Here is a 22,497-nt window from a genome sequence, read left to right as displayed (position 1 = left end):
CCGTAATAAGAATCATTATCATCAAGTTCCGTTCCGCCACGGAGCTTCCCGATGATCTCGAACGTCACTGCCTTGCCCACCATCGACACGCCGGCGCTGCGCGAGCGCCTGTCCCTGCCGCAGGCTGCACCTCGCGCCGAGGAAACGCTGGACAGCGATGCACTGCTCAAGGGGCAGCGCGAAGTGCTGATCCGCCATGGCGATCGCGTCTATCGCCTGCGCCACACCAGCAACGACAAGCTGATCCTCACCAAGTAGCCACGCAGTCCGGCATCGCCCTCCAACGCGGTGTCCGTCGCAGGCGGTCGTCCTGCGGTCACTCCCTCTCTCCACCGGGCGCCAGCCAAGGATTTTCCGGCCGCCAGCCTTCCGGGTTCTCCATCACCCACAGGAAAGCTGTACGCCATGATGCGCCCCACGCTGCTTACCGCGGCCGTGTGGCTGGCCTTTGCCGGGCCCGCCTACGCTGCACCCGAAGCCACGATGGCTTCTCCCGCTTCCGCCGACGCCGGCACGCATGAACTGGAGCGCATCCAGGTCACCGCCACGCGCAGCGAACGTGCGGTCGTCGACGTGCCGAACATCGTCAGCGTGATCGACCGCGAGGAACTGGACGATCACCTGGTCCGCGACATCAAGGATCTGGTGCGCTACGAACCCGGCGTGACCGTCACTTCCAGCTTTGGCCGCTTCGGCCTGGGAGGTTTCCGCATCCGCGGGCTGGAAGGCAACCGTGTGCGTATCCAGACCGACGGCATCGCCGTGTCCGATGCGTTTTCCATCGGCAGCTTCTCGAATGCCAATCGCGATTTCGTGGATCTCGATACGCTGAAGCAGGTCGAGATCGTGCGCGGCCCGTCCAGCTCGCTGTACGGTTCGGATGCACTCGGCGGCGTGGTGTCCTTCATCACCAGGGATCCATCCGACTACCTGGATGAAGGCAAGGACGCCTACTTCGGCTTCCGCCTCGGTCATGACAGCAGCTGGAATGGCCTGTTCGGCAATGCCACTGCCGCGTTCGGCGGCGAGCGCTGGAGCGGCCTGGTCAACGTCAGCCATCGCCAGGGCCAGGAGACCGAGAACCAGGTCGATGTCGGCGGCACCGGCGCCACGCGTACGCTGCCGAACCCGCAGGAGCGTGACGGCCGCAGCCTGCTGGCCAAGCTGGTGTTCGCGCCTGGTGAAGGGCAGCGCTTCAGGCTGACGGTGGAAGGCAATGAAGACAGCGTCGATACCGACCTGCTGAACCAGCAGGGCTACCAGTCGCTCACGCGCGCCACCAACGATCGCGTCATCGCCCGCGATCACCAGACCCGCGCGCGGGTGGCGTTTGCGCACGAATGGGACGACCTGTCGGCGGGCTTCGCCGACAGCCTGGACTGGCAGGTGTATCGCCAGGACAGTGAGACCACCCAGTACACGCGCGAGGAGCGCACGCTGGCGGCGCCGACGCTGCGCGACATCCGCGAGCGCGAGTTCAACTTCGACCAGCGGACGTATGGCCTGCAGGCGAACTTCCGCAAGACGTTCGGTCAGGCGGTGCGGCATGACCTTGTCTACGGCGTGGACCTGGCGCGCGGTGATACACGGCAGAAGCGCGACGGTCTGAGGACCTTTCCGCTGACAGGCGCCAGCACGCCGGTGATGTCGCCGGATGTGTTTCCCGTGCGCGACTTCCCGGTCAGCAGGACCACCACGGCGGCGCTGTACGTGCAGGACGAAATCGGCTTCGCCGGGGGCGCGTTCCGCCTGGTGCCGGGCCTGCGCGTTGACCACTACCGCCTGGATCCGCGGCATGACGCGATCTTCGATGCCGACAACCCCGGCGTGGCGCTGGCCGACATCCGCGAGACCAGCGTGTCGCCCAAGCTGGGCATGGTGTGGAAATTCGCGCCGGCCTGGTCGCTGTTCGGCGGGTATGCGCACGGCTTCCGTTCGCCGCCCTACAACGACGTCAACATCGGCTTCACCAACGTGCAGTTCGGCTACACGGCCATCGCCAACCCGGATCTGAAGCCGGAAACCAGCGATGGGCTCGAGCTTGGCGTGCGTTACTCGGGTGATGCGATGTATGCCGAACTGAGCGGGTACTACAACGAGTACGAAGATTTCATCGCCTCCATGCGCAATATCCGATTCGACCCGGCATTGGGGCCGACAGGATTGTCCGTGTACCAGTCGCAGAACATCGCCGAGGCGCGCATCCATGGCGTCGAGATGAAGGCGGGCGTGGATTTCGGCGCCCTGTCCGAGCGCTGGCAGGGATGGTCGCTGCGTGGCGCGATGGCGTGGTCGCGGGGCAAGGGCAGGGGGCCGGAGTCTGTGGATCTTGGCAACGGCAACACCGTCGAACAGGTCGTCACCCGTGACCTGGACAGCGTGGATCCCCTCACGGCGACGCTCGGCCTGGCGTACGACGCCGATGCCTGGGGCCTGGAGCTGGCGGGCCGGTTCGTCGAACGCAAGCAGCGCGTGTCCGATGACCGCTACTACCGACAGCCGGGCTACGGCGTGCTGGACCTGTACGCGCACTGGGACTTCGCGCCCGGGGCCAAGTTCAATGTCGGCGTTTTCAATCTTGCTGATCGCACCTACATCGAGGCGGGCGACATCGCACTGGTCGCAGCCGACAGCACCACGCTGGACCGCTACACCGCGTCCGGGCGCTCGCTGTCGGCCAGCGTGGCGGTGAGTTGGTAGCCGCCATGGCGACACTGCGCGCGGTGCAGGGCTCTGTCACCGGCAGGTCACGGGATGCGTTCCCCACCGCCGCCCAGGTGGCGGCGCTGGGTCCGGTGCTGTGTCTCTACCGCACGCAGCAGGGCAGCGGACTCGCGGGCTGGCAGCAGGCGGTGCGCGTCCAGGCGCATGCCGGACTCGACAGCGATGGCCTGGATGAGCGGCTGCTGTTCTTCGATGCACAAGGACGTTGCTGCTGGCGTCTTTGCCTGCTTCCGGACAGCGATTTCGTCGCGTGGGACCGCCTGGTGGCCTCGTTGCCGAAGGGGTGCGACGAGGGCACGGTCGGACTGGCCGATCGCTTGTGGCAGCGCCTGGCCGGCCGCCTTCTGGGAGGCCAGTGGCGTGCCTGCGCCCTGCAACTGCACGCGGTGCCGCAGCCTGCCTCGCTGCCGGTGCTGGCGGCGAGCCTGTCGCTGATGTCCGCCCTCGGCGTGGCCACCGCACGCCGCATCGCGCATGCCGAAGGCGCCGAGCTTGAAAGCGGACTGCACGATGGCTGCTGGGCGCCATCCGTGCATCCGGTGAGTGCATATCCACGGAATGAAAAGGAGGCGGACGACAACGTCGTTCCGCTGGTCAGATTGAAATGAGAGAAGCCACCATGAAGAAGCCGGTCGCCGTCATCCTGTCGATTGCCGCCCTGTGCCACGCCGCCTCAGCCGCGGCCGATCCCGCCCGTGACCGCCAGTCCATCCTGGCGATGCAGGGCGACTACATCGTTGATTTCGCTTTCGACGAAACCGTGCTGCTGCAACCCGGCTACGAACGCCAGGCGGCCATGCGCAGTGGCGGCGACGAGACGGTGATCGTCGTCGAGGACACGCCGACCAGGATCGTCCTGCAGCACATTCTGGTCGACGCCAGGAGCGGCCATGTCACCAAGCACTGGCGCCAGGATTGGGTCTACCAGGCGCCGACACGCTTCGAGTTCAGTGCCGACCAGACCTGGAGGGTGCGTCCGGTCCCGGCCGAGGCGACCCGCAGTGCCTGGACCCAGTGCGTCTACGAAGTCAGCGATGCACCGCGGTACTGCGGCACCGGCCGCTGGGACTACGCCCACGGCGTGGCCACCTGGACGAGCGATCTCAGCTGGCGGCCGCTGCCGCGACGCGAGTACACCAAGCGCAGCGATTACAACGCGCTGTCGGTCGTCAACCGCCACACGTTGACGCCGAATGGCTGGACGCACGAACAGTTCAACACCAAGGTGCTGCGCAAGCCGGATGGCACGCAGGTGGCGTTGGCACGCGAGTTCGGCTTCAACGACTACGTGAAGACCACCGAGGTCGACTTCAGGCCCGCGCGCGATTACTGGCAGGCCACGGCCGGGTATTGGGCCAAGGTACGGGCGCACTGGAACGGTTTCCTGTCCAGGGCGCCGGGGCTGCACCTGAAAACCAAGGTCGATGGCATGGCCATGATCATCCCGCTGTTCACCCAGGCCGGCGATGTGCAGGCCGGCAAGCCGGTGCCGGACGCGGACATCGCCAAGGTGTTCACCGACTGGGTGGAGCCCGCGCCGCCCGAACACGCCGGCACCGCGGACACAGTCCGCTGACGCTCTCTCCGGCACAGGGACGTGCCGTTCTTCCTGGAAAAAAGACCCCCGCAGATGCGGGGGCAGGGGATTCAACGCGTCTCTTGTTGTAGTGCGGGTCAGAGCAGAGTGCCGGTTTTGCCGGCGGGTGGAACAGGGGATGCGGGCAGCGGCAACGGGGCGGCTTTCTCGTCTTCGAACGTACGCACGTTGCCGTCCTGGTCGATGATCATCACGTGCCGGCTTTCGAGGACTTTCGGCGCCGTGCCGGGCGTCGCGCCAACGCGCGGCCCTGCTTCCATCCGCGACATGGCGGGGAAACGGAACGACGTGGCTTCGGGGACCGTCAGCGTCGTGGTTTGCGTCCGGCGGTCGCGCAGGTAGTCGATCGACACCTTGGCTTCTTCGGGCCTGCCACGCAGTGCCTGCATGACTTCGCGCGGCGTGGTCACCGGCTTGCCTTCGATCCTGCGAATGACATCGCCTGCCTGCAGGCCCTTCAGCTCTTCCCCCACCGAGAGCACCAACACGCCGGTATCGGTTCCGAAGTAGCGCCCCAGCGATGGATCGACGCGGGCGAGATTCAGGTTGCTCCAGCGGAAAGCTTCGGCCAGGACCGGCAGCCTGCATTCCTGCTCCTTGCAATCCCCGAGCCTGCCGAGTTGCCGGAGCTCGCGCTGCACCTCCGGTGCAATGCCCACCGGCAGATCGTCGAGCGTGATGGTGATGTCTTCATCCAGACCACTGAGCGCGTCCGACCCGGCCATCCGGTAGGTGGAGAAGGCGAACTGGGGACGGATGGGAATGGGCGTGGCTTTGGTCTCGTGGTCCCGACCATCACGCTGGTAGGAAACCGAAACGGGCACGTCGATCTTCAAGTCCGCGAGGGCCGCGCGTGCGTTGGCCAGGCGCTCGTCGGCACTGGTGCCGGCAATCGGCTTGCCGCCGATGCCGACCAGCCGATCGCCGGCCTTCAGGCCAGCCTTCGCCGCGCCGCTGTCGGGTGTGATGCCGGTGATACGCACGCCTGTGTCGTCATCGCCGGTCAGCAGGACGCCCAGGCGTGGCTTGCGCTGGAGCGGGCCGTGCATGGGAATGGCGTGTGGAAGTACGGCGGAACCCCGCGACAGTTCGGCCACGCGCCTGGCCGCCCGTTGCAGGTCGGCACGCGCCGCTTCCAGCTCCTTCTGTTGCATGGAGCCTGCGTCCTGGCGGGCGAGGCTGTCGAGGGGTGATGCCGCTGCGATGATCAGCAACGAAGCGGTGAGCAGGGCGGGTTTCATGCGTGCCTCCGGCATGGGTCGGTGTCGGGTCAGTAGATCGCGGTGTCGGGGTGCGGATAGGATTCGCCGCGCGCCACCTGCCAGCGCTGGGTGGTCTCCACGCCGGTCAACTGCCGGAGCGTGTCCACGCGCGCCTGCCACAGTTGCGCCTGCGTGTCGTCGGACAAGGCGGCCTGCGACAGCGCCATGTCGATGCTGGCCACCCGCTCCTGCAGTCCGGCGGACAGCGCTTCCGTGGCGGCGTTGGCCATGCGCGATTCGGGCAGCCGTGCCAGCACGGCTTCCAGTTGTGCCGATTCGGCATACAGCGCATCCAGCGGATCAGTGGCGGGGGGCGCTGCGACCTTTGCAGGCTCGATGTCACCGGTGGGACGTGCCGCGCGTTGCCGGGCGACCGGAAGGGTGCCGCGCTGGAGCGTGGACCGCGCGGCTGCGGCGTCCGTGGCGCGCGCGCCGATCGGGGTGGGCAGACCTTTCGCGGCCTCTGCATATAAAGGTGGCGAATCCGTGTCCGCCGGCGGGGCGGGTTGATGTGTCGAGGTGGTCGGGGGTGCGGGTGAAGGCGTGGTTGGGTCCGTCCATCGCAGGGGCAGCGCCACGGCGAGTGCAAGCGCGGCGGCCATGGCCACGCGCCGCGGCCAGCGATGGGGCTGTACCACCACGGGCGGAGGGAGGCGGGCAACCAGCGTCGCCCAGCTGTCAGCGGGTGCTGCTTCCAGCGGCAGGCCTGCAAAGGCGTCTCCCCAGTCACGCGGCATGGCATCGCGGGTGCGGACATCAGGCATGGACGGGTTCCTCGATCTGCAGCAACGCGCGCAGGCGACGGGTGCCGCGCGAAAGTTGCGATTTGGAGAAGCTGGGCGTGCGCTGCATCAGTGCAGCGATCTCGTCGTGGGTATAGCCCTCGGCGTGGTACAGCCACAGCACGCTGCGGGTGGCGGCCGGCAAGGCATCGAGTGCGCGCTGCAACAGGACGGCATCGGCTGCCGCAGTGGGTGGCAGGCCCTGGTCTTCGGGCAGGTCGTCTTCGTCGACCGCGATCTCGGCCACCAGCCGCTTCTGCCTGCGCAGGCGGAGCAGCGCTTCGTTCACCGCGATCTGGCGCAGCCAACCCCAGAACGGGCAGTCGGCGCGATAGTCGGGCAGGTGGTGGAACAGTTTCAGCATGGTGTCCTGCAATACATCGCCCGCCTGCTCCCGGTCGCCGCAGATGCGCAGCGCCAGCGTGAACACCGGGCGCTCGAACCGTCGATAGATCTGTTCGAACGCCTCCCTGCATCCTGTGCGCGCACGGGCGACCAGGCTGTCGGGGACGTCGATGGCGAACTGGGATCGGCTCAAGCGGGGGAATTCGTCGGGTCGTCCCATACAGGGATGCGGCAGAGGGCAATACCGTCGCAGCGTGCGGAAAGTTCATCGATCACCGGCACGCTGCGGCCCCGGACGGCCGTGCTCGCGGGTCTATACTGGGTCGCATCAGGGACCAAGAGGGAAACATCGATGTTCGAGACCAGTTTCGTGGCCATCATCCTGCTGGTGGCCGGCGTCATCATCCTGTTCAAGACCGTGCGGATGGTGCCGCAGGGTTACGAATGGACGGTGGAGCGCTTCGGCAAGTACACCCACACGCTGGATCCGGGCCTGCACTTCCTGGTGCCCATCATCTATGGCGTGGGTCGCAAGGTGAACGTCATGGAGCAGGTGCTGGACGTGCCCAGCCAGGACGTGATCACCAAGGACAACGCTGTGGTGAAGGTCGACGGGGTGGTGTTCTTCCAGGTGCTGGACGCGGCCAAGGCGGCATACGAAGTGTCCAACCTCGAGGTCGCAACCATCGCCCTGGTGCAGACCAACATCCGTACCGTGATCGGCTCGATGGACCTGGACGAATCGCTGAGCCAGCGCGAAACCATCAACGCGCAGTTGCTCAGCGTGGTCGACCAGGCCACCAATCCGTGGGGCATCAAGGTCAACCGCATCGAGATCCGCGACATCCAGCCGCCGCGCGACCTCATCGACTCGATGGCGCGCCAGATGAAGGCCGAACGCGAGAAGCGCGCGCAGATCCTCGAAGCGGAGGGCTCGCGCCAGTCCGAGATCCTGCGTGCCGAGGGCGAGAAGCAGGCCGCCGTGCTGGAGGCCGAGGGCCGCAAGGAAGCCGCGTTCCGCGACGCCGAGGCGCGCGAGCGCCTGGCCGAAGCGGAAGCCAAGGCCACCCAGATGGTCAGCGACGCCATCGCGAAGGGTGACGTGCAGGCGATCAACTATTTCATCGCGCAGAAGTACGTGGAAGCCTTCAAGGAGCTGGCCACGGCGCCCAACCAGAAGTTCGTTCTGATGCCGATGGAGAGCAGCGGCATCATCGGCTCCATCGCCGGCATCGCCGAACTGGCCAAGGAGGCCCTGGGCAAGCAGCAGGCCGCGCCGCCGCGCGTGCCGCCGCGGGTGGGGGGCTGAGCCATGCGCTGGGACGTTGCGGGTTGGGCGGCGGTGGCACTGCTGCTGTTCGCCGCCGAGACCATGGCACCAGGCGCCTTCATGCTGTGGATGGGCTTTGCCGCCGTAGTGGTGTTCATCGGCGTACTGGTGGTGCCGGGCATCCCGCTGCTGGCCCAGGTGGCGGCCTTCGTCGTGCTGAGTTTCGTGTCCATCCAGATCTACCGCACGTGGTTCCGTGGCAAGGGTCGCCAGAGCGACAAGCCACTGCTCAACCGCCGCGCGGAGCAACTGGTCGGCACGGTGACCGTGCTGGACCAGGCCATCGAGGGCGAACGCGGCCGGGTCAGGATCGACGACGCGTTCTGGGCAGTGGAAGGCCCCGACCTGCCGGTCGGCACGCGCGTGAGGGTGGTCGCGGTGAATGGCATGACGTTGAAGGTGCAGGAGGCCTAGATGGGTGCGACGGGGCTGGCGCGATCGATGTCCGTGCTGGCAACGCTGTCCGTCACGGCAGCGGACCTCGTTGGCCGGGTGATGCCGCCGTATCCCGACGGGCTCGACGAACTGGGCGGGAGTTGCGTTTCCCTGTCCCGGGATCCTGACCGTGTGTGCGAGTACTCGGTCGGCGTGCTGGCCTCGCCCGCCGCCGCCGAGAGCGATGAGCCGGTGCCGCGCTTCGTGGTGGCCGGCCAGTTGGCGGGACGCGATGGGCCTCGCGCGCTATGGCGCATCACCGATGCCGTGCCATACGCGGGCGACCGGCCCGGCTACTACCTGCAGTTCGGTACCTGTCGCGTGAAGGGGCAGGACGATGCCCGCGTCGCGGCCATCGTGCGCCAGCACGACACGGCGACGGAATGGTTGAAGGATGTCGCCTGGGCGGGCCGCCTGCGCCTGCCCGATGCCCGTTTCGAGGTGCTGGATGCGCGCACCGTCGACTGCATCAACGAGGCGTACTACGGGTTGTAGTGACGGCGCACCCTGCTGGTGCGTTCTGGGATAATGCGCTTCTTTGCCCGCCCGGACGCCGCCATGACCCAGAAGACCATCCTCAATGACACCCATCGCGCGCTTGGCGCCAAGATGGTCGACTTCGGCGGCTGGGACATGCCGATCCACTATGGTTCCCAGATCGAAGAGCACCACCAGGTGCGCCGCGACGCCGGCATGTTCGACGTCAGCCACATGACCGTGGTCGACCTGCGCGGCGCGCGCACGCGGGAGTTCCTGCGCCAGCTGGTTGCCAACTCGGTGGACAAGCTGCAGAAGCCGGGCAAGGCGCTGTACACCGCCATGCTCAACGAACAGGGCGGGGTGATCGACGACCTGATCATCTATTTCCTGGACGAGGCGTTCTTCCGCCTGGTGGTCAATGCCGCCACCCGCGAGAAGGATCTGGCGTGGATCACCGCGCAGGCGGTCGCGTTCGATGTGCAGGTCACCGAGCGCCCCGACTTCGCGATGGTCGCCGTGCAGGGGCCGACGGCGCGCGAGCGCGTGCACGGCCTGCTGCGCGAGGAGGACCGTGCGAAGGTCGGCAAGCTGACCCGGTTCGCCGCCACCGACACCACCAGCACCGACGGCGTGCCGTTGTTCGTCGCCCGTACCGGCTACACCGGCGAAGACGGTTACGAGATCGTGCTGCCGCAGGCGCAGGCCGTGGCGTTCTGGAACGCGCTGATCGAGGCGGGCGTCAAGCCCGCCGGCCTCGGTGCGCGCGACACGTTGCGGCTGGAGGCGGGCATGAATCTGTACGGGCAGGACATGGACGACACCGTCTCGCCGTACGAAGCCGCGCTGGCCTGGACGGTCGCGCTGGACGAAGGTCGCGCCTTCACCGGCCGCGCCACGCTGGAAGCACAGAAGGCCGGCGGCGCGCCGCGGCAGATGATCGGCCTGGTCATGGATGAGAAGGGTGTGCTGCGCCACGGCCAGAAAGTGCTCACCGCGCATGGCGACGGCGAGATCCTGTCCGGCACGTTCTCGCCGACGCTGGGCAAGGCCATCGCCTTCGCGCGCGTGCCGGCCGGCGACATCCCGCTCGGTGCCGAGGGCGGCGTGCGCGTGGACATCCGTGGCAAGGAAGTGCCAGTGCGTGTGGTGAAGTTCCCGTTCGTGCGCGACGGCCAAGCCCAGCCCGGCGTGCTGGCGTGATCGCACCCCGGCATTCTTCACCCGCGCATTCCTCCGCTAAACTATCTTCCCCTACCCGACCCCAGCAGCAATCCGGAGCCCCCAATGAGTGAAATTCCTGGCGATCTGAAATTCCTCAAGTCCCATGAATGGGCCCGCCTCGAAGGTGACGGCCGCATCACCGTCGGCATCTCCGACCACGCGCAAGGCCTGCTCGGCGACCTGGTCTACGTCGAGCTGCCCAACGTCGGCGACCGCATCGAAGCGGGCAACGCCAGCGCGGTGGTCGAATCGGTGAAGGCCGCGTCCGATGTCTACAGCCCGGTCACCGGCAAGATCGTGGAGGTCAATGCGGCGCTGGCCGACAAGCCCGAGACCATCAACGAGGACGCCTATGGCGAAGGCTGGATCTTCGTGATCGAGGCCGAGGAGCCGGACCAGCTCAACGACCTGCTGTCGCCCGACGACTATGCCGAACTGATCGAAGACGACGACAACTGAGGCATCCGCACAGGCTGTCCCCCGACGGGGAACCGGCAACGATGGAACCTGGTGTTCCCCGTTGCCGGTTCCCCGTTTCGTTTCTTGCTCCCGTGTGGCGCCACGGATTTCCCGCCACCACCCAGGACGGATCACCGGCTGCCAGGCGCGTCACGTCCGCCGTGCGTAGCGCGGAGGGCGACACGCGCGAAGGGGCGTAGCCGACGAACGGCGAAGCGGAATGCCAGGTACGCCTGCCTGATGCGAGCGCGTGCAGTGGCGTGCCGAGTCCGCGATGCGATGCCCGTCGTGTCGACTTTCCGGCGCCGGCGATGGCGACGAAGTCGCCGGTGGAAGGAAAAATGTTTGCGCAAATCGGCGCAATCCGACTTGTGCGACGCGAAATCGGACACCCTCGGCAAAAGTTTTTTTTAGCCGCTGTTCAACCCGTCAGGGCGGCAGCGCGCAGCCGTCGAGGACGCATCGCATCGTCGCTCCAACCGGCGGCGTGCAGGACCTCGGAGAAAAAAAAGCGCGTTTTACCGATGTTTTTTTTCAGGCGCATGTCCGTCGGTCGAATCGGGTTCGCCCGTCGGCGGCATGGCGTCGCCGCCATCCACGCTTGCCGGCACCGTCCGGCCATGACGACCAGAGAAAAAAAGTTGAGCGAAGGTGTTGACACCTTGAAAAACCGTGATTAGGTTTCGCCCCAAGCAGAGTGTCCTGCGGAAGCGAGTGAGTCGAATCAACACGACAGCGCGAAAGACAACACAGCCCATCGTCCGCACCGGGATCACGGTGGACGCAGGACTCGCTTCCCCCGGAAAAACGCAAAGCACCTCCTTCATCGCACCCGTGTCGCCTGGCGACACGGGTGTTTTCGTATTTGTAGGGAGCCGGGTTTCGCACGCCTGGCCCCCTGGGGAATCCGCATCGCCGCGCGTGTCGCGACGACGGCTGCCGACGGGTCCGACTCCCGCGGCGTTTCTTGCAGCTGGGCCTGCCTCCGGGCAGATGTGCTGTAACCAGACGTAAAAATCCATAGTTCATTGACGAGGAGCCATCACATGGCAACGAAGAAAGCTGCGAAAAAGAAACCGGCCGCCAAGAAGGCTGCCAAGAAGGCCACCAAGAAGGCGGCTGCTAAGAAGACCGTGAAGAAGGCAGTGAAGAAGGCTGCCAAGAAGGTCGCCAAGAAGGTCGCCAAGGCCAAGAAGGCAGTGAAGAAGGTCGCCAAGAAGGCTGCGAAGAAGGTAGCCAAGAAGCCGGCGAAGAAGGCTGCCAAGAAGACCGCGAAGAAGGCCACCAAGAAGTCGGCCAAGAAAGTAGCCAAGAAGCCCGCCAAGAAGACGGCGAAGAAGGCTGCCAAGAAGACCGCGAAGAAGGCTGCCAAGAAAGTAGCCAAGAAGCCGGCCAAGAAGGCCGCGAAGAAGGCCGCCAAGAAGCCTGCCAAGAAGTCCAAGAAGAAAGCGGCCCCCGTCGCGCTGCCGGCAACCCCGGCTCCGCTGATCTAAGCCAACCCGATTAGCCGTAACACCATGGACTCTCTCCCTGTGCCCAGCGGGGGGAGAGTTTTTTTATGGGCGAACGGCTAGGCTGCCTCCTCTGGAGATGCGAGGAGGGTAGGCATGAGGTTCTTCAAGTGGGTACTGGCGGCCATCGCGGCCATCGGGTTGCTGTTGGGGCTGGGCGGCCTGCTGCTGCCGGCAACGACGCACGTGGAGCGCAGCGTGGTGATCGAGCGCAGCCCGGAGCAGGTCTTCGCAACGCTCAACTCGTTCGAGCGCTTCAGCGCCTGGTCGCCATGGGCAGAGTACGACCCGCAGGCGAAGTACACGTTCGAGGGTCCGGCCAGCGGCGTCGGTGCGCGCATGCGATGGTCCGGCAATCGTTCCGTAGGCAGCGGTAGCCAGGAGATCACCGCCAGCGAGCCGCACCGGCGCGTCGTGGTGGCGCTCGACTTCGACGGCAGTCAGGCGCAGGCAGCCTACCTGCTGGAGCCGGAAGGAAATGGCACCCGCCTGACGTGGGCGTTCGATACCCAGCACGGCATGAATCCGTTCAAGCGTTGGCTGGGCCTGTTGTTCGACCGGATGATCGGTGCCGACTACGAGAAGGGACTGGGCAAGCTCAAGTCGCTGCTGGAAGGCACGCAGGCCTGACCCGATGGGTGCACGGCGGGCAGCGCCGCCGTGCACGTGCCTCTCAACGCGGAGACGCGGTGCTGCGGTGCGAAGACGTGCCGCTGTCCTTCTTTCCGTCCGCAGGCGTCGCCTCGGGCGACTCGGCGAGCAGCAGGTCGTAGTCTGCCGGTGTCTCGACCCAGGGTTCACCGGGCAGGCCCATTGCGCGATCGAGGATGGTCGGCAACAGCCCCGACGGAAGCGAACTGTCGCTGTTCCACACCATCGCCACGCCCAGATCCTGTCCGGGAACCAGTGCGACCAGGCCGCGATATCCCTGGACGGCTCCCGCGTGGAAGACGACCTGCTGGCCTGCGTAGTCGAACACGCGCCAGCCAAGCGCATAGCTGGCCGAATGGATGCGTTCGCGTCGCCAGCCACCGCGCATTTCGCCGGGCGTGGTGACCACGGGCGCATGCAGCGTCGCCAGCAGCGGCGCCGGCAGCACGTCGGGGCGATGGCCGGTCTGGGCAATCAGCCATTGCGCCAGATCGCTGGCGCTGGCATTGACGCCGGCGGCCGGCGGCAACCGGTAGTAGGTGGGCTTCGGCGTCAGGGACACCCAGCCGTTGCGGCTGCGCACATGCGGTCGCGCCCAGCGCGTACTGCCCTGGATGCCGGCCAGGCCCATGCTCGCATCGTTCATGCCCAGCGGCTTGAAGATGCGACGGTCCACCGCCTGGTCGTAGAACGTGCCGGTGGCGGCGAACACCACGTCGCCGATCAGGCTGAAGGCGACGTTCTGGTAGGCATAGCATTCGCCGGGTGCGCACTTCAGCGGCGCGTACGCCAGCTTGCGGGCCACGTCGTAGTACTCCGCATTGGCTTCGATGTCGCGGTCGAAGGCGTTGTGAGCCTGCAGGCCGACGCTGTGGCTCAGCACGTCCGCGACGGTCACGTGGGAGGTCGCGTTCGCATCGCTCAACTGGAAGCCCGGCACGTACTGGTTGACCTTGCTGTCCCAGCGCAGCGAACCGTCCTGCACCATCAGGCCGGTCAGCGTGCTGGCGAAGGCCTTGGACAAGGACGCCAGCCGGAACACCGTATGCGCGTCAACCTGCTGCGGATTGACCACGTCGGTGATGCCGTAGCCGCGCGCACTCATCACGCGGCCGTTGTGGACGATGGCCATGGCGAGGCCGGGAACCCGCTGGCCCACCGTCAGGTGTTCGGCCATGGTCTCGAAGGCGCGCACATCGAACCCCGCCGCGAGCGGCTGGATGTTCTGTCCCGTCAGCGCCGTGCGGTACGGGCGCGGCTGCGTTGGCGAGACGTAGGCACCCGCGCTCGCGGTCGCGTTGGTGGAGACCGGGGCGGTTTCAGCGCCGTGACTGGCGGACGTCCAGCGCAACGGTGTCTGTGCCGTGGACGACAGCGTCAGCGGAAGCAGCAGCCCGACCAGGCCGATCCGGAAGACGTGCAGCGAGCGCCGGCTTGTCTTGTGTTTCATCGTGCGTGACGCCTGCGTAAGACCCTTGCCTGCCCGGATCATAACGCCGCTTTTTTCGATTGCACAAACAGGGAGAGATTCCATGTCCATGTTGTTCATCCTGCTGCTGATTACAGGTGTGGCGGTCGTCCCAGTTCAGTAAGGTGCGGACCTTCCAACAGGCGGCTGAACGCATGCGATACGTTCAGGAATGCCTGCTATCCATCGCATGCAATTTCCGCGCCGTTTCGGCCCGATTCGCCGCAGCGCTGCAAGTGCGGAGCGTCGTGGGCGATCGAATGCCGGTAATTGAGGAACATCGCGGCACCGCATTCAGCATGCGCGATGCGCTGCGGCGGGCGTCGGACAGGCTGAATGCGGGGCCGGGCCGCAACCGGGGCGAGTCGCCGCCCGGAGATGCGTGACGCGCGAGTGGCGCGCTGCCCGTCCCGTCCTAGTCGGCGGCGGCAAAGGCGGCAGGTGCCGTGGCCGCCGCACGCGCAGGGTGGCCCGACAGCACCGGCAGTCCGCGGATCAGGTCCGAGGCGCGCTCGGCGATCATGATGGTCGGTGCGTTGGTGTTGCCGCCGATCAGCGTGGGCATCACCGAGGCATCGATCACGCGGAGTCCCGCGATGCCATGCACGCGCAACCCGGAATCGACCACGGCGTCTTCGTCTTCGCCCATGCGGCAGGTGCCGACGGGGTGGTAGACGGTTTCGGCCTTGGCGCGGATGAAGGCGATCAGCTCGGCATCCGACAGGTCGTTGCGCGCCGGGTGGATGGGGGCGCCACGGTAGGCGTCGAAGGCGGGCTGCGCGAACAACTCGCGCGAGATCCTGGCGCATTCGACCATCATCCTGAGGTCGAACCCTTCCGGGTCGCTCAGGTAGTTCGCCTCGATGCGCGCATCCACGCGTGGGTCGGCGCTGGCCAGCAGGATCTGGCCGCGGCTGCGTGGGCGCAGGAAGCACGCATGGGCGGTGTAGCCATCCCCGGGCAGGCGGTTGCGTCCGTGGTCGTCCAGCATGGCCGGGACGAAATGGAACTGGATGTCGGGGCGCTCGTCGGGTGCGAGCGCTGAACGCACGAAGGCGCCGGCCTCGGCGATATTGCTGCTGCCCGGGCCGCGATGGCCGCGCAGGAAGTAGTCGAAGGCGGTCCTGAGTTCGCTGGTGCGGTCGTAGGTGACGCGTTGGGTGCAGTGCTGCAGCGTGCAGATGTCCAGATGGTCCTGCAGGTTGCGGCCGACGCCCGGCAGCGCATGGCGGACGGTGATGCCCTGTTCCTGCAGATGCTCCGCCGGTCCGATGCCGGACAGCATCAGCAATTGCGGCGAGTTGATCGCGCCGCCGCTCAGCAGCACTTCGCGGTCGCAGCGGACAACGATCTCCTGCCCGCCACGTGCGTACGCCACGCCGATCGCGCGGCCCTTCTCCAGCAGCACGCGACGGACCAGGGCGCCGGTGACGATGTCGAGGTTCTGGCGGTCGCGTGCGGGATCCAGGTACGCCACCGCCGACGAGCAGCGCGCGCCCTCCTTCTGGGTCACCTGGTACAGACCGAAACCGGCCTGGGCCGGCCCGTTGAAGTCCCCGTTGCGCGCGAAGCCGGCCTGGGTGCCGGCCTCGATGAAGACAGCGGACAGTGGATTGGTGTGGCGCAGGTCCGATACGTACAGCGGACCTTCGTCGCCATGCAGCGCATCCGCACCGCGCGCATTGCGTTCGGAACGGCGGAAGTAGGGCAGTACGCCGGCCCAGTCCCAACCCTCCGCGCCCGCTTCGGCCCACGCGTCGTAGTCCTCCGGCACGCCGCGCGTGTAGCACATGGCGTTGATCGAACTGGAACCGCCGAGCACCTTGCCGCGCGGCCACCACAGGCGGCGCCCGTCGAGCTGCGGCTCCGGCGCGGTGTCGTAGTTCCAGTTCACGCCCTTCTGTCCGACCAGCTTGGCCAGGCCGGCCGGCATGTGGATGAAGGGATGCCAGTCGCGCGGGCCGGCTTCCAGCAGCAGCACGCGACAGGCGGGGTCTTCGCTCAGGCGGTGGGCCAGGACACAGCCGGCCGAACCGGCGCCCACGATGATGTAGTCGTACACATGCTGCCCTGTTGCGAAGTACGGCCGAACCTAGCGGCGAGGGGTAGAGCAAATGCTCGGGCTGGCGCGGGGGGAACGCATCGGCGCCCGCATCGCCGGTGTTCCGGCGCGGTACGCGGCGCAAGAGGCTGGCGATGTTGCAGTGCATCGGATACCTTGCGCGCCACAGGCGGGCCTCGTCCGCTCCCGATGATGCGATTGGCAGGCCGCACACCATGGACCCGTCTTCCCCAGCGACCACCCGGTTCGGCCGGTTCCGCGCCGCGATGGCCGAATCGCCTCCGCTGCTGTGGGCCTTCGTCTACTTCTTCTGCCTGCTGAGCGGCTATTACGTGCTGCGCCCGGTGCGCGAGGCGATGGGGGCGTCCAACGACGTACAGGCCGTGTTCCCGCCCGCCATGATCGAGTTCTTCGCCGCGCGCGGCATGGCGCTGAAGGACTTCACGTTGCAGGTCCTGTTCACCTGCACCTTCATCATCATGCTGCTGCTGCAGCCGGTGTATGGCTGGCTGGTAAGCCGGTATCCGCGGCGTGTCTTCCTGCCCGCGGTCTACGGCTTCTTCATCGGCACGCTGCTGCTGTTCTACCTGCTGTTCGACAGCGGCATGCCCGGGCGCGGAATGGCCTTCTTCCTGTGGATCGCGGTGTTCAACCTGTTCGCGGTCGCGGTGTTCTGGAGTTTCATGGCCGACGTGTTCAGCAATGCCGAAGCACGCAAGTTCTACGGCTACATCGGGGCAGCCGGCACCGTCGGCGCGATCCTGGGGCCCGTACTGACACGCACTTTCGTGGAGCGCATCGGCATCGCCAACCTGATGCTGGTGTCGGCGGCGTTCCTGTCCGTCTGCGTGGTATGCCAACTTCGCCTGCGCCTGTGGGCAGTGGCGCGCGAGCAGGAGCGCAAGGCGGTCAGTGGCGAACAGCCGATGGGTGGCGAGATCCTGGCCGGCCTGAAGCTCATCGCGCGCGAGCCGCTGCTGCGCTGGCTGGCGTCGCTGGTGGTGATGGGCGTGGGCGTCGGCACGCTGCTCTACAACGAACAGGCCGCGATCGTGCGCCAGTACTACACCGATCCCGCCGCCAGCACGGCGTACTACGCCGGCATCGACATGGCGGTCAACGTGCTGACGCTGCTCATCCAGTTGCTGGTCACGCGCTGGCTGCTGCGCAGCTTCGGCATCGGGCCGGCGCTGCTGATCCCCGGCTGCGCCATCATCCTCGGTTACTCCTTCCTGACCGCCTCGCCGCTGCCGATGATGGTCGCCATCGTGCAGGTGGTGACGCGCGCCAGCGAGTTCTCGCTGGCCAAGCCGGCGCGCGAGACCATCTACACCCGCGTCGGCCGCGAATGGCGCTACAAGGCGGGCGCGGCCATCGATACCGTGATCTATCGCGGCGGCGACCTCAGTTTCGTCTGGCTGCACAAGTTCCTGTCCGCATTCGGCTCGAACGTGGTGTTCGGCGCCGGCCTGCTGGTCGCCAGCGCGATGACCTTCAGCGCGTGGCGCCTATTGCGCGAGGAGTCGAAGCTGCCATCCGAGCGCGCCCTCCCCGGGAAGACATCGACCAGGGCGAGCGCCTGACGCCCGTGTGTGTTGACGCTATGCTGCCTGCCACATGACGGGAGGTGCGAATGGACGTGATCGCGACGGGACTGGTGGTGCTGGTGGCACTGCTGCATGGGTACTTCCTGGTCCTGGAGATGTTCCTCTGGACCAAGCCACTGGGCCTCAAAACCTTCCGCAACACGCCCGAGAAGGCCGAGACCACGCGCGTGCTGGCCACCAACCAGGGGCTCTACAACGGGTTCCTGGCCGCCGGCCTGCTATGGGGCCTGCTGACCTCGCAGTGGAACGTGGTCGTCTTCTTCCTGCTGTGCGTCATCGTGGCGGCGCTCTACGGCGCCTGGAGCGTCAACAAGCGCATCTTCTTCGTGCAGGGATTGCCGGCGATCGCGGCGCTGGGCGCGGTCTGGCTGTCGTAGACGGGTTGTAGGAGCGATGTGAGTCGCGACCGCACGTTTCGAATCGCCATCGCCGCTTGTTCGCGCGAACGGATGCCGGGCGGTCGCGACTGACGTCGCTCCTACAACGTCAGCACCTCATCGCGCGGGCCTCGGCGACACCCACATGCTGATGCGGGCGCGGAACACCGGTTCGCCCTGCGGGTTGCTGACCACGACTTCCATCGGCAGCTCGTAACCGTCGGTGGATTCGCGTGGCTCGAACGCCGGCGTGGCGACAGCGTGCATCGTGCCGACCGCCTTCTTCAGGTATTCCACCGTCATGCCCTTGGGAATCCAGCGCATCGAGCGCGGGATGCTGACGTCGGTGGTCAGCCCGCCGACGAATTCCGCCAGGTTGCAGAGCGCGATCGCATGCACCGTGCCCAGATGGTTGGTGACCGAGCGCCGGTGGCGGATCGTCGCCTCGCCGCGCCCGGGTTCGAGCCGCACCATGCGCGGGCCGATGCTGCCGAAGTAGGGCGCCTTGAAGCAGATCAGGCGCGAGAACAGCCAGGCGCCGAACGGCTTGCGCTCCAGGCGGCGGTAGATCCCGAGGACATTCGCGCTCATTCAAGGCTTCCTTGTCTGCTCCTTCCCCGCTTGCGAGGGAAGGTTGGGATGGGGGGCAAGCGGCGACAGTGATGCCGGTTCACTGCGCACCGCGACCGTCTTCGGATGGCATCACGACCCGCACGGGGAGGGGGCTTCGGTCGCCCCACACCCCAGCCCTCCCCCGCTGGCGGGAGATGGATCAGATCGCGTCCTCAGGCCGCTTCGCGCGGCTGGCGCTTGTTCTGTGGCAGGTCGTAGTAGCTGGCCGCACGCAACTCGTGGGTCTCGAATTCGTCCACGGTGATCGTGTCCAGGGTGATCGCGCGGAGCTCTTCCAGCAGCTTGCGTTCCTCGACCGTGATCCAGCCCTCGCGCACGCCTTCGTCCAATTGCGCGCTGTAGTCCAGCGCCTCGATGTCCTTGGTCTTCAACGCCTTCAGGAACTTGCGTTCGACCGGCTCGGCGGCGACGGCGGTCGCCAGGTAACTGTCGATGCGGCCACCCGGGTTGTTCTCGCACGGGGTCAGGAACACGCCCTGGCCCAGGCGGTCGCGTGCTTCGTTCGGCGCCATCAGCAGCATCGCCACGCGATGGCTCAGGCGGTCGCCCGGCGCCACGGCACGGCGGCCGAACGGGAACACCACCGGCCACAGCAGCCAGCCGAGCGGCTTGATCGGGAAGTTGCGCAGCGCCTGCGACAGCGCCAGTTCGATCTCGTACGCGCTGTTGTGGAAGGCCCAGGCCAGCAGCGGCTTGTCGGCTTCCGGCGTGCCTTCGTCATGATGGCGCTTCAGCACGGCACTCATCATGTAGAGGTGGCTCAGCACGTCGCCCAGGCGGCCGGAGAGCGATTCCTTGAACTTCAGCTTGCCGCCCAGCGCGCCGAGCGAGATGTCGGTGAGCAGCGCCAGGTTGGCCGCGTAGCGGTCGAGCTTGCGGAAGAACTTCTTCGTATATGCATCGCCCGGTGCGGCGCCGATCTTCGAGCCGGTGATGCCGAACCAGAACGAACGCACCGCGTTGGAGATCGCGCCACCGATGTGCGGATACAGCACGGCATCCAGCATGTTCACGCCGGCCCGGGTGTCCGGATCCTGCGCGGCGCGCATTTCCTTGATGATGTAGGGATGGCACAGGATCGACCCCTGGCCGAAGATCAGCAGGCTGCGGGTCATGATGTTCGCGCCTTCCACCGTGATCGCGATGGGCGAGGCCTGCCACGCGCGGCCGGCGAAGTTGCGCGGGCCCAGGATGATGCCCTTGCCGCCGACGATGTCCATCACGTCCTTGGCGACGTCGCGGCCCATGTTCGTGCAGTGGTACTTGGCGATGGCCGACGGCACCGAGGGCACGTCGCCGCGGTCCACGGCGGCGGCGGTGGCCTGCGACAGCGCACTGATCGCATAGGCCTTGCCGCCGATGCGGGCCAGCGCCTCTTCCACGCCTTCGAAGCGGCCGACCGACAGGCCGAACTGCTTGCGGATGCGCGCATACGCACCGGTCACGCGCGCGCCGGCCTTGGCACCGCCGCTGGCGGTGGAGGGCAGGGTGATCGAGCGACCCACGGCGAGGCACTCGTTGAGCATGTTCCAGCCCTTGCCGGCCATCTCCACGCCGCCGATCAGCTGGCTGAGCGGGATGAACACGTCCTTGCCGCGCACCGGGCCGTTCTGGAACGGGGAGTTGAGCGGGAAGTGGCGCGGACCGACTTCGACACCGTCGGTGTCGCGCGGCAGCAGCGCCAGCGTGATGCCGATGTCGCGCGTGTCGCCGATCAGGCCGTCCGGGTCGTACATGCGGAAAGCCAGGCCGATGATCGTCGCCACCGGCGCCAGCGTGATGTAGCGCTTGTCGAACGTCAGGCGGATGCCCAGCACGTTGGCGCCGTTCCACTCGCCCTTGCAGACGATGCCGTAGTCGGGGATCGAGGTCGCATCGGAGCCGGCGAACGGTCCGGTCAGGCCGAAGCAGGGCACTTCCTGGCCGATCGCCAGACGGGGCAGGTAGTAGTCCTTCTGTTCCTGCGTGCCGTAGTGGTTGAGCAGTTCACCCGGGCCGAGCGAGTTCGGCACGCCGACGGTGGAGCTGACCACGCTGCTGACCGAGGCGATCTTCTGGATCACCTTGTGGTGCGCCAGCGCCGAGAAGCCCAGGCCGCCGTACTGCTTGGGGATGATCATGCCGAAGAACTTGTTCTTCTTGATGTAGTCCCACAGCTCCGGCGGCAGGTCGGCGTGGACGTGGGTGATTTCCCAGTCGTTGGTCATCCGGCACAGCTCTTCCACCGGGCCGTCGAGGAAGGCCTGCTCTTCGGCGGTGAGCTGCGGCTTGGGATAGGCCAGCAGCTTGTTCCAGTCGGGGTCGCCGGTGAACAGGTCGCCTTCGAAGCCGACCGAGCCGGTTTCCAGCGCGATGCGTTCGGTCTGCGACAGCGGCGGCAGTGCGCGGCGCAGGAAGCCCAGCGCCGGCGCGGTGATCAGCGGCTTGCGGATGGCCGGGATCAGCAGCGGCACCGCGATCGCCACCACGACAACCGCCGCGACAAGGGTGGCGGTGGGATTGGCGCCCAGAAGCCAGCACGCGACCAGCAGGCTGGCGGTGATGGCGGCCCAGTACGCGAGCCGGATCCGGTGATAGGCGGCGAACGCACCCGCCAGCAGGAAGGCGATGAAGGGAATGACGATGCTCATGGGGTTGCTCCGGACACGGATTCGGTTACATCGGATTCGGCATTACCCGGCGCGGCCGACAGGCTCGCCAGGTATTCCAGCACGGTGCTGGTAAATGCGTCGTTGTCGTCGCCGGCCACCATGTGCGTGGCCTGCGGCAGGTGGGCGTGGCGCGCATGCGGCACCAGGGCCTTGAACTCGTCGACGGTCTTCTCCGAGACCAGGTCGCTGCGGCCACCGCTGATCAGCAGCACGGGGCACTGTACCTGGCGCGCAGCCTCGGCGATGGCGTCCTGGTGCTGGGCGCTGTCGCGCGCCAGTTCGTCGACCAGGCGAGGATCCCAGTGCCAGCGCCAGCGACCATCGTCGCCTTCGCGCAGCAGCTCGCGCAGGTCGTCTGCCGATTTGCGCGTACGGCGCTGCGGCTGGTAGGCGGCGATGATGTCGGCCGCGTGCTCGAGCGATGCGAAACCGTCGGGGAACGCCGTCATGAAGGCGAGGATGCGCTGCAGGCCGGCGCGCTCCCAGCGCGGGGTGATGTCGACCAGCACCATCGCGCGGAACAGGCCGGGCCAGCGCGACTCGGCGATCAGCCCGAACAGCCCGCCCATCGAAGCGCCCACCAGCACCGGCGGCTCGGATTGTTCCCCGGCCACCACGATCAGATCGTCGGCGAACTGGTCACCGGTGTAGGGCATGTCGGCCGCGTTGCGCGACGATTCGCCGTGGCCGCGCGCGTCGTAGGCGAGGCCCGCGTAACCGTGTGCCGCCATGGCTTCGCCGGTGCGGTTCCACGCACCGCGCGTCTGCCCGAAACCGTGTGCATAGATCAATGCAGGATGGCCCTGGAGCGCGCGTGGCGATGCAAAGCGACGGATCGCCAGGGCGACATTCCCCTGTCCCGGCAGCATGCGATCCGATGCGGCAGCAGTGTCACCGTCGAA

The 22,497-nt window shown here is 66.9% G+C and carries 23 protein-coding genes; 14 read left to right on the top strand and 9 right to left on the bottom strand.

Annotated features, from left to right (window positions below):
* Positions 1 to 51 precede the first annotated feature (51 nt).
* From hemP to AC3DET_RS04985, 4 genes are all read left to right on the top strand, one after another.
* Complete coding sequence (hemP, locus tag AC3DET_RS05000) at positions 52 to 258, top strand: hemin uptake protein HemP (protein WP_337730543.1); 207 nt, start codon at positions 52 to 54, stop codon at positions 256 to 258.
* Between the two features lie 147 nt (positions 259 to 405).
* Positions 406 to 2,700 carry a TonB-dependent hemoglobin/transferrin/lactoferrin family receptor gene (locus AC3DET_RS04995; protein WP_488390896.1) on the top strand — a complete coding sequence of 765 codons (2,295 nt, stop codon included), beginning with the start codon at positions 406 to 408 and terminating at the stop codon, positions 2,698 to 2,700.
* A 5-nt stretch (positions 2,701 to 2,705) separates the two neighbouring features.
* Complete coding sequence (locus AC3DET_RS04990; protein ID WP_488390895.1) at positions 2,706 to 3,332, top strand: Hemin transport protein; 627 nt, start codon at positions 2,706 to 2,708, stop codon at positions 3,330 to 3,332.
* A gap of 11 nt (positions 3,333 to 3,343) precedes the next feature.
* Positions 3,344 to 4,300: a DUF6607 family protein gene (locus tag AC3DET_RS04985; RefSeq protein ID WP_488390894.1), complete on the top strand. Its 957-nt coding sequence runs from the start codon at positions 3,344 to 3,346 to the stop codon at positions 4,298 to 4,300.
* A 98-nt stretch (positions 4,301 to 4,398) separates the two neighbouring features.
* Here the strand turns inward: AC3DET_RS04985 and AC3DET_RS04980 are convergent, their stop codons facing one another.
* The 3 genes from AC3DET_RS04980 to AC3DET_RS04970 are packed head-to-tail and all read right to left on the bottom strand — an operon-like array spanning position 4,399 to position 6,903.
* Complete coding sequence (locus tag AC3DET_RS04980) at positions 4,399 to 5,562, bottom strand: PDZ domain-containing protein (RefSeq protein WP_488390893.1); 1,164 nt, start codon at positions 5,560 to 5,562, stop codon at positions 4,399 to 4,401.
* A 29-nt stretch (positions 5,563 to 5,591) separates the two neighbouring features.
* Positions 5,592 to 6,347 (bottom strand): hypothetical protein, encoded by a 756-nt coding sequence (locus AC3DET_RS04975; RefSeq protein WP_488390892.1) that lies wholly within the window; start codon positions 6,345 to 6,347, stop codon positions 5,592 to 5,594.
* The gene (locus tag AC3DET_RS04970; RefSeq protein WP_337730538.1) at positions 6,340 to 6,903 is read right to left on the bottom strand and encodes an RNA polymerase sigma factor; all 564 of its coding nucleotides are present in this window, start codon (positions 6,901 to 6,903) and stop codon (positions 6,340 to 6,342) included. The genes AC3DET_RS04975 and AC3DET_RS04970 overlap by 8 nt, the downstream gene beginning before the upstream one ends.
* A 159-nt stretch (positions 6,904 to 7,062) precedes the next feature.
* Here AC3DET_RS04970 and AC3DET_RS04965 point away from each other — a divergent pair, with 159 nt between their 5' ends.
* From AC3DET_RS04965 to gcvH, 5 genes are all read left to right on the top strand, one after another.
* Positions 7,063 to 8,019, top strand: a complete 957-nt coding sequence (locus AC3DET_RS04965) for an SPFH domain-containing protein (RefSeq protein WP_192200289.1) — start codon at positions 7,063 to 7,065, stop codon at positions 8,017 to 8,019.
* Positions 8,020 to 8,022: 3 nt separating this feature from the next.
* Complete coding sequence (locus AC3DET_RS04960; protein WP_446537712.1) at positions 8,023 to 8,454, top strand: NfeD family protein; 432 nt, start codon at positions 8,023 to 8,025, stop codon at positions 8,452 to 8,454.
* The gene (locus tag AC3DET_RS04955; protein WP_446537711.1) at positions 8,455 to 8,970 is read left to right on the top strand and encodes a hypothetical protein; all 516 of its coding nucleotides are present in this window, start codon (positions 8,455 to 8,457) and stop codon (positions 8,968 to 8,970) included.
* 63 nt (positions 8,971 to 9,033) lie between these two features.
* Positions 9,034 to 10,155: a glycine cleavage system aminomethyltransferase GcvT gene (gene gcvT, locus AC3DET_RS04950; protein WP_337730535.1), complete on the top strand. Its 1,122-nt coding sequence runs from the start codon at positions 9,034 to 9,036 to the stop codon at positions 10,153 to 10,155.
* 84 nt (positions 10,156 to 10,239) lie between these two features.
* The gene (gene gcvH, locus AC3DET_RS04945; protein WP_277728816.1) at positions 10,240 to 10,635 is read left to right on the top strand and encodes a glycine cleavage system protein GcvH; all 396 of its coding nucleotides are present in this window, start codon (positions 10,240 to 10,242) and stop codon (positions 10,633 to 10,635) included.
* A 421-nt stretch (positions 10,636 to 11,056) separates the two neighbouring features.
* Here gcvH and AC3DET_RS04940 read toward each other — a convergent pair whose 3' ends face one another.
* Complete coding sequence (locus AC3DET_RS04940) at positions 11,057 to 11,179, bottom strand: hypothetical protein (RefSeq protein WP_446537708.1); 123 nt, start codon at positions 11,177 to 11,179, stop codon at positions 11,057 to 11,059.
* Between the two features lie 502 nt (positions 11,180 to 11,681).
* Between AC3DET_RS04940 and AC3DET_RS04935 the strand changes: the two genes are divergently transcribed.
* Together AC3DET_RS04935 and AC3DET_RS04930 are read left to right on the top strand one after the other, a co-directional pair.
* The gene (locus tag AC3DET_RS04935; RefSeq protein WP_142123522.1) at positions 11,682 to 12,128 is read left to right on the top strand and encodes a histone; all 447 of its coding nucleotides are present in this window, start codon (positions 11,682 to 11,684) and stop codon (positions 12,126 to 12,128) included.
* Between the two features lie 114 nt (positions 12,129 to 12,242).
* Positions 12,243 to 12,776 (top strand): SRPBCC family protein, encoded by a 534-nt coding sequence (locus AC3DET_RS04930; protein WP_337730533.1) that lies wholly within the window; start codon positions 12,243 to 12,245, stop codon positions 12,774 to 12,776.
* A 43-nt stretch (positions 12,777 to 12,819) separates the two neighbouring features.
* Here the strand turns inward: AC3DET_RS04930 and AC3DET_RS04925 are convergent, their stop codons facing one another.
* Entirely contained in the window at positions 12,820 to 14,247 is a 1,428-nt protein-coding gene (locus AC3DET_RS04925) for a serine hydrolase domain-containing protein (protein WP_488390891.1), read from the bottom strand.
* Positions 14,248 to 14,420: 173 nt separating this feature from the next.
* Between AC3DET_RS04925 and AC3DET_RS04920 the strand changes: the two genes are divergently transcribed.
* Entirely contained in the window at positions 14,421 to 14,651 is a 231-nt protein-coding gene (locus tag AC3DET_RS04920) for a hypothetical protein (RefSeq protein WP_488390890.1), read from the top strand.
* 29 nt (positions 14,652 to 14,680) lie between these two features.
* Here the strand turns inward: AC3DET_RS04920 and AC3DET_RS04915 are convergent, their stop codons facing one another.
* On the bottom strand, positions 14,681 to 16,327 hold the full coding sequence (locus AC3DET_RS04915) for a GMC family oxidoreductase (protein WP_488390889.1): 1,647 nt from the start codon (positions 16,325 to 16,327) through the stop codon (positions 14,681 to 14,683).
* A 215-nt stretch (positions 16,328 to 16,542) separates the two neighbouring features.
* Here AC3DET_RS04915 and AC3DET_RS04910 point away from each other — a divergent pair, with 215 nt between their 5' ends.
* Both AC3DET_RS04910 and AC3DET_RS04905 read left to right on the top strand, forming a co-directional pair.
* Positions 16,543 to 17,910 carry an NTP/NDP exchange transporter gene (locus tag AC3DET_RS04910; protein ID WP_488390888.1) on the top strand — a complete coding sequence of 456 codons (1,368 nt, stop codon included), beginning with the start codon at positions 16,543 to 16,545 and terminating at the stop codon, positions 17,908 to 17,910.
* Positions 17,911 to 17,960: 50 nt separating this feature from the next.
* Positions 17,961 to 18,311, top strand: a complete 351-nt coding sequence (locus tag AC3DET_RS04905; RefSeq protein ID WP_488390887.1) for a DUF1304 domain-containing protein — start codon at positions 17,961 to 17,963, stop codon at positions 18,309 to 18,311.
* A 117-nt stretch (positions 18,312 to 18,428) separates the two neighbouring features.
* On the opposite strand, the gene AC3DET_RS04900 is transcribed toward AC3DET_RS04905, so the two are convergent.
* The 3 genes from AC3DET_RS04900 to AC3DET_RS04890 all read right to left on the bottom strand — a co-directional run bounded on the left by AC3DET_RS04900 (position 18,429) and on the right by AC3DET_RS04890 (position 22,464).
* Positions 18,429 to 18,902 (bottom strand): hotdog fold domain-containing protein, encoded by a 474-nt coding sequence (locus AC3DET_RS04900; RefSeq protein WP_446537703.1) that lies wholly within the window; start codon positions 18,900 to 18,902, stop codon positions 18,429 to 18,431.
* A 194-nt stretch (positions 18,903 to 19,096) separates the two neighbouring features.
* Entirely contained in the window at positions 19,097 to 21,574 is a 2,478-nt protein-coding gene (locus AC3DET_RS04895) for an acyl-CoA dehydrogenase (RefSeq protein ID WP_446537702.1), read from the bottom strand.
* Positions 21,571 to 22,464, bottom strand: coding sequence for an alpha/beta fold hydrolase (locus AC3DET_RS04890; protein ID WP_488390886.1), 894 nt, complete (start codon positions 22,462 to 22,464; stop codon positions 21,571 to 21,573). Before AC3DET_RS04890 ends, AC3DET_RS04895 begins: the two co-directional genes overlap by 4 nt.
* Positions 22,465 to 22,497 lie beyond the last annotated feature (33 nt).

The sequence above is a fragment of the Pseudoxanthomonas sp. 97-1-1 genome (genome assembly GCF_057773125.1).
The sequence above is the reverse complement of the archived record's forward strand: the minus strand, read 5'-3'. Positions and strand labels throughout refer to the sequence as shown.

Bases quoted from the DNA above. Each gene is read 5' to 3' on its own strand.
- AC3DET_RS04925 (WP_488390891.1), bottom strand. From the start codon at position 14,247: ATGAAACACAAGACAAGCCGGCGCTCGCTGCACGTCTTCCGGATCGGC.
- AC3DET_RS04930 (WP_337730533.1), top strand. From the start codon at position 12,243: ATGAGGTTCTTCAAGTGGGTACTGGCGGCCATCGCGGCCATCGGGTTG.
- AC3DET_RS04940 (WP_446537708.1), bottom strand. From the start codon at position 11,179: ATGCGCCTGAAAAAAAACATCGGTAAAACGCGCTTTTTTTTCTCCGAG.
- AC3DET_RS04895 (WP_446537702.1), bottom strand. From the start codon at position 21,574: ATGAGCATCGTCATTCCCTTCATCGCCTTCCTGCTGGCGGGTGCGTTC.
- AC3DET_RS04905 (WP_488390887.1), top strand. From the start codon at position 17,961: ATGGACGTGATCGCGACGGGACTGGTGGTGCTGGTGGCACTGCTGCAT.
- AC3DET_RS04900 (WP_446537703.1), bottom strand. From the start codon at position 18,902: ATGAGCGCGAATGTCCTCGGGATCTACCGCCGCCTGGAGCGCAAGCCG.
- AC3DET_RS04990 (WP_488390895.1), top strand. From the start codon at position 2,706: ATGGCGACACTGCGCGCGGTGCAGGGCTCTGTCACCGGCAGGTCACGG.
- hemP (WP_337730543.1), top strand. From the start codon at position 52: ATGATCTCGAACGTCACTGCCTTGCCCACCATCGACACGCCGGCGCTG.
- AC3DET_RS04975 (WP_488390892.1), bottom strand. From the start codon at position 6,347: ATGCCTGATGTCCGCACCCGCGATGCCATGCCGCGTGACTGGGGAGAC.
- AC3DET_RS04890 (WP_488390886.1), bottom strand. From the start codon at position 22,464: ATGCTGCCGGGACAGGGGAATGTCGCCCTGGCGATCCGTCGCTTTGCA.
- AC3DET_RS04955 (WP_446537711.1), top strand. From the start codon at position 8,455: ATGGGTGCGACGGGGCTGGCGCGATCGATGTCCGTGCTGGCAACGCTG.
- gcvT (WP_337730535.1), top strand. From the start codon at position 9,034: ATGACCCAGAAGACCATCCTCAATGACACCCATCGCGCGCTTGGCGCC.
- gcvH (WP_277728816.1), top strand. From the start codon at position 10,240: ATGAGTGAAATTCCTGGCGATCTGAAATTCCTCAAGTCCCATGAATGG.
- AC3DET_RS04920 (WP_488390890.1), top strand. From the start codon at position 14,421: ATGCGATACGTTCAGGAATGCCTGCTATCCATCGCATGCAATTTCCGC.
- AC3DET_RS04910 (WP_488390888.1), top strand. From the start codon at position 16,543: ATGGACCCGTCTTCCCCAGCGACCACCCGGTTCGGCCGGTTCCGCGCC.
- AC3DET_RS04980 (WP_488390893.1), bottom strand. From the start codon at position 5,562: ATGAAACCCGCCCTGCTCACCGCTTCGTTGCTGATCATCGCAGCGGCA.
- AC3DET_RS04935 (WP_142123522.1), top strand. From the start codon at position 11,682: ATGGCAACGAAGAAAGCTGCGAAAAAGAAACCGGCCGCCAAGAAGGCT.
- AC3DET_RS04965 (WP_192200289.1), top strand. From the start codon at position 7,063: ATGTTCGAGACCAGTTTCGTGGCCATCATCCTGCTGGTGGCCGGCGTC.
- AC3DET_RS04985 (WP_488390894.1), top strand. From the start codon at position 3,344: ATGAAGAAGCCGGTCGCCGTCATCCTGTCGATTGCCGCCCTGTGCCAC.
- AC3DET_RS04995 (WP_488390896.1), top strand. From the start codon at position 406: ATGATGCGCCCCACGCTGCTTACCGCGGCCGTGTGGCTGGCCTTTGCC.
- AC3DET_RS04960 (WP_446537712.1), top strand. From the start codon at position 8,023: ATGCGCTGGGACGTTGCGGGTTGGGCGGCGGTGGCACTGCTGCTGTTC.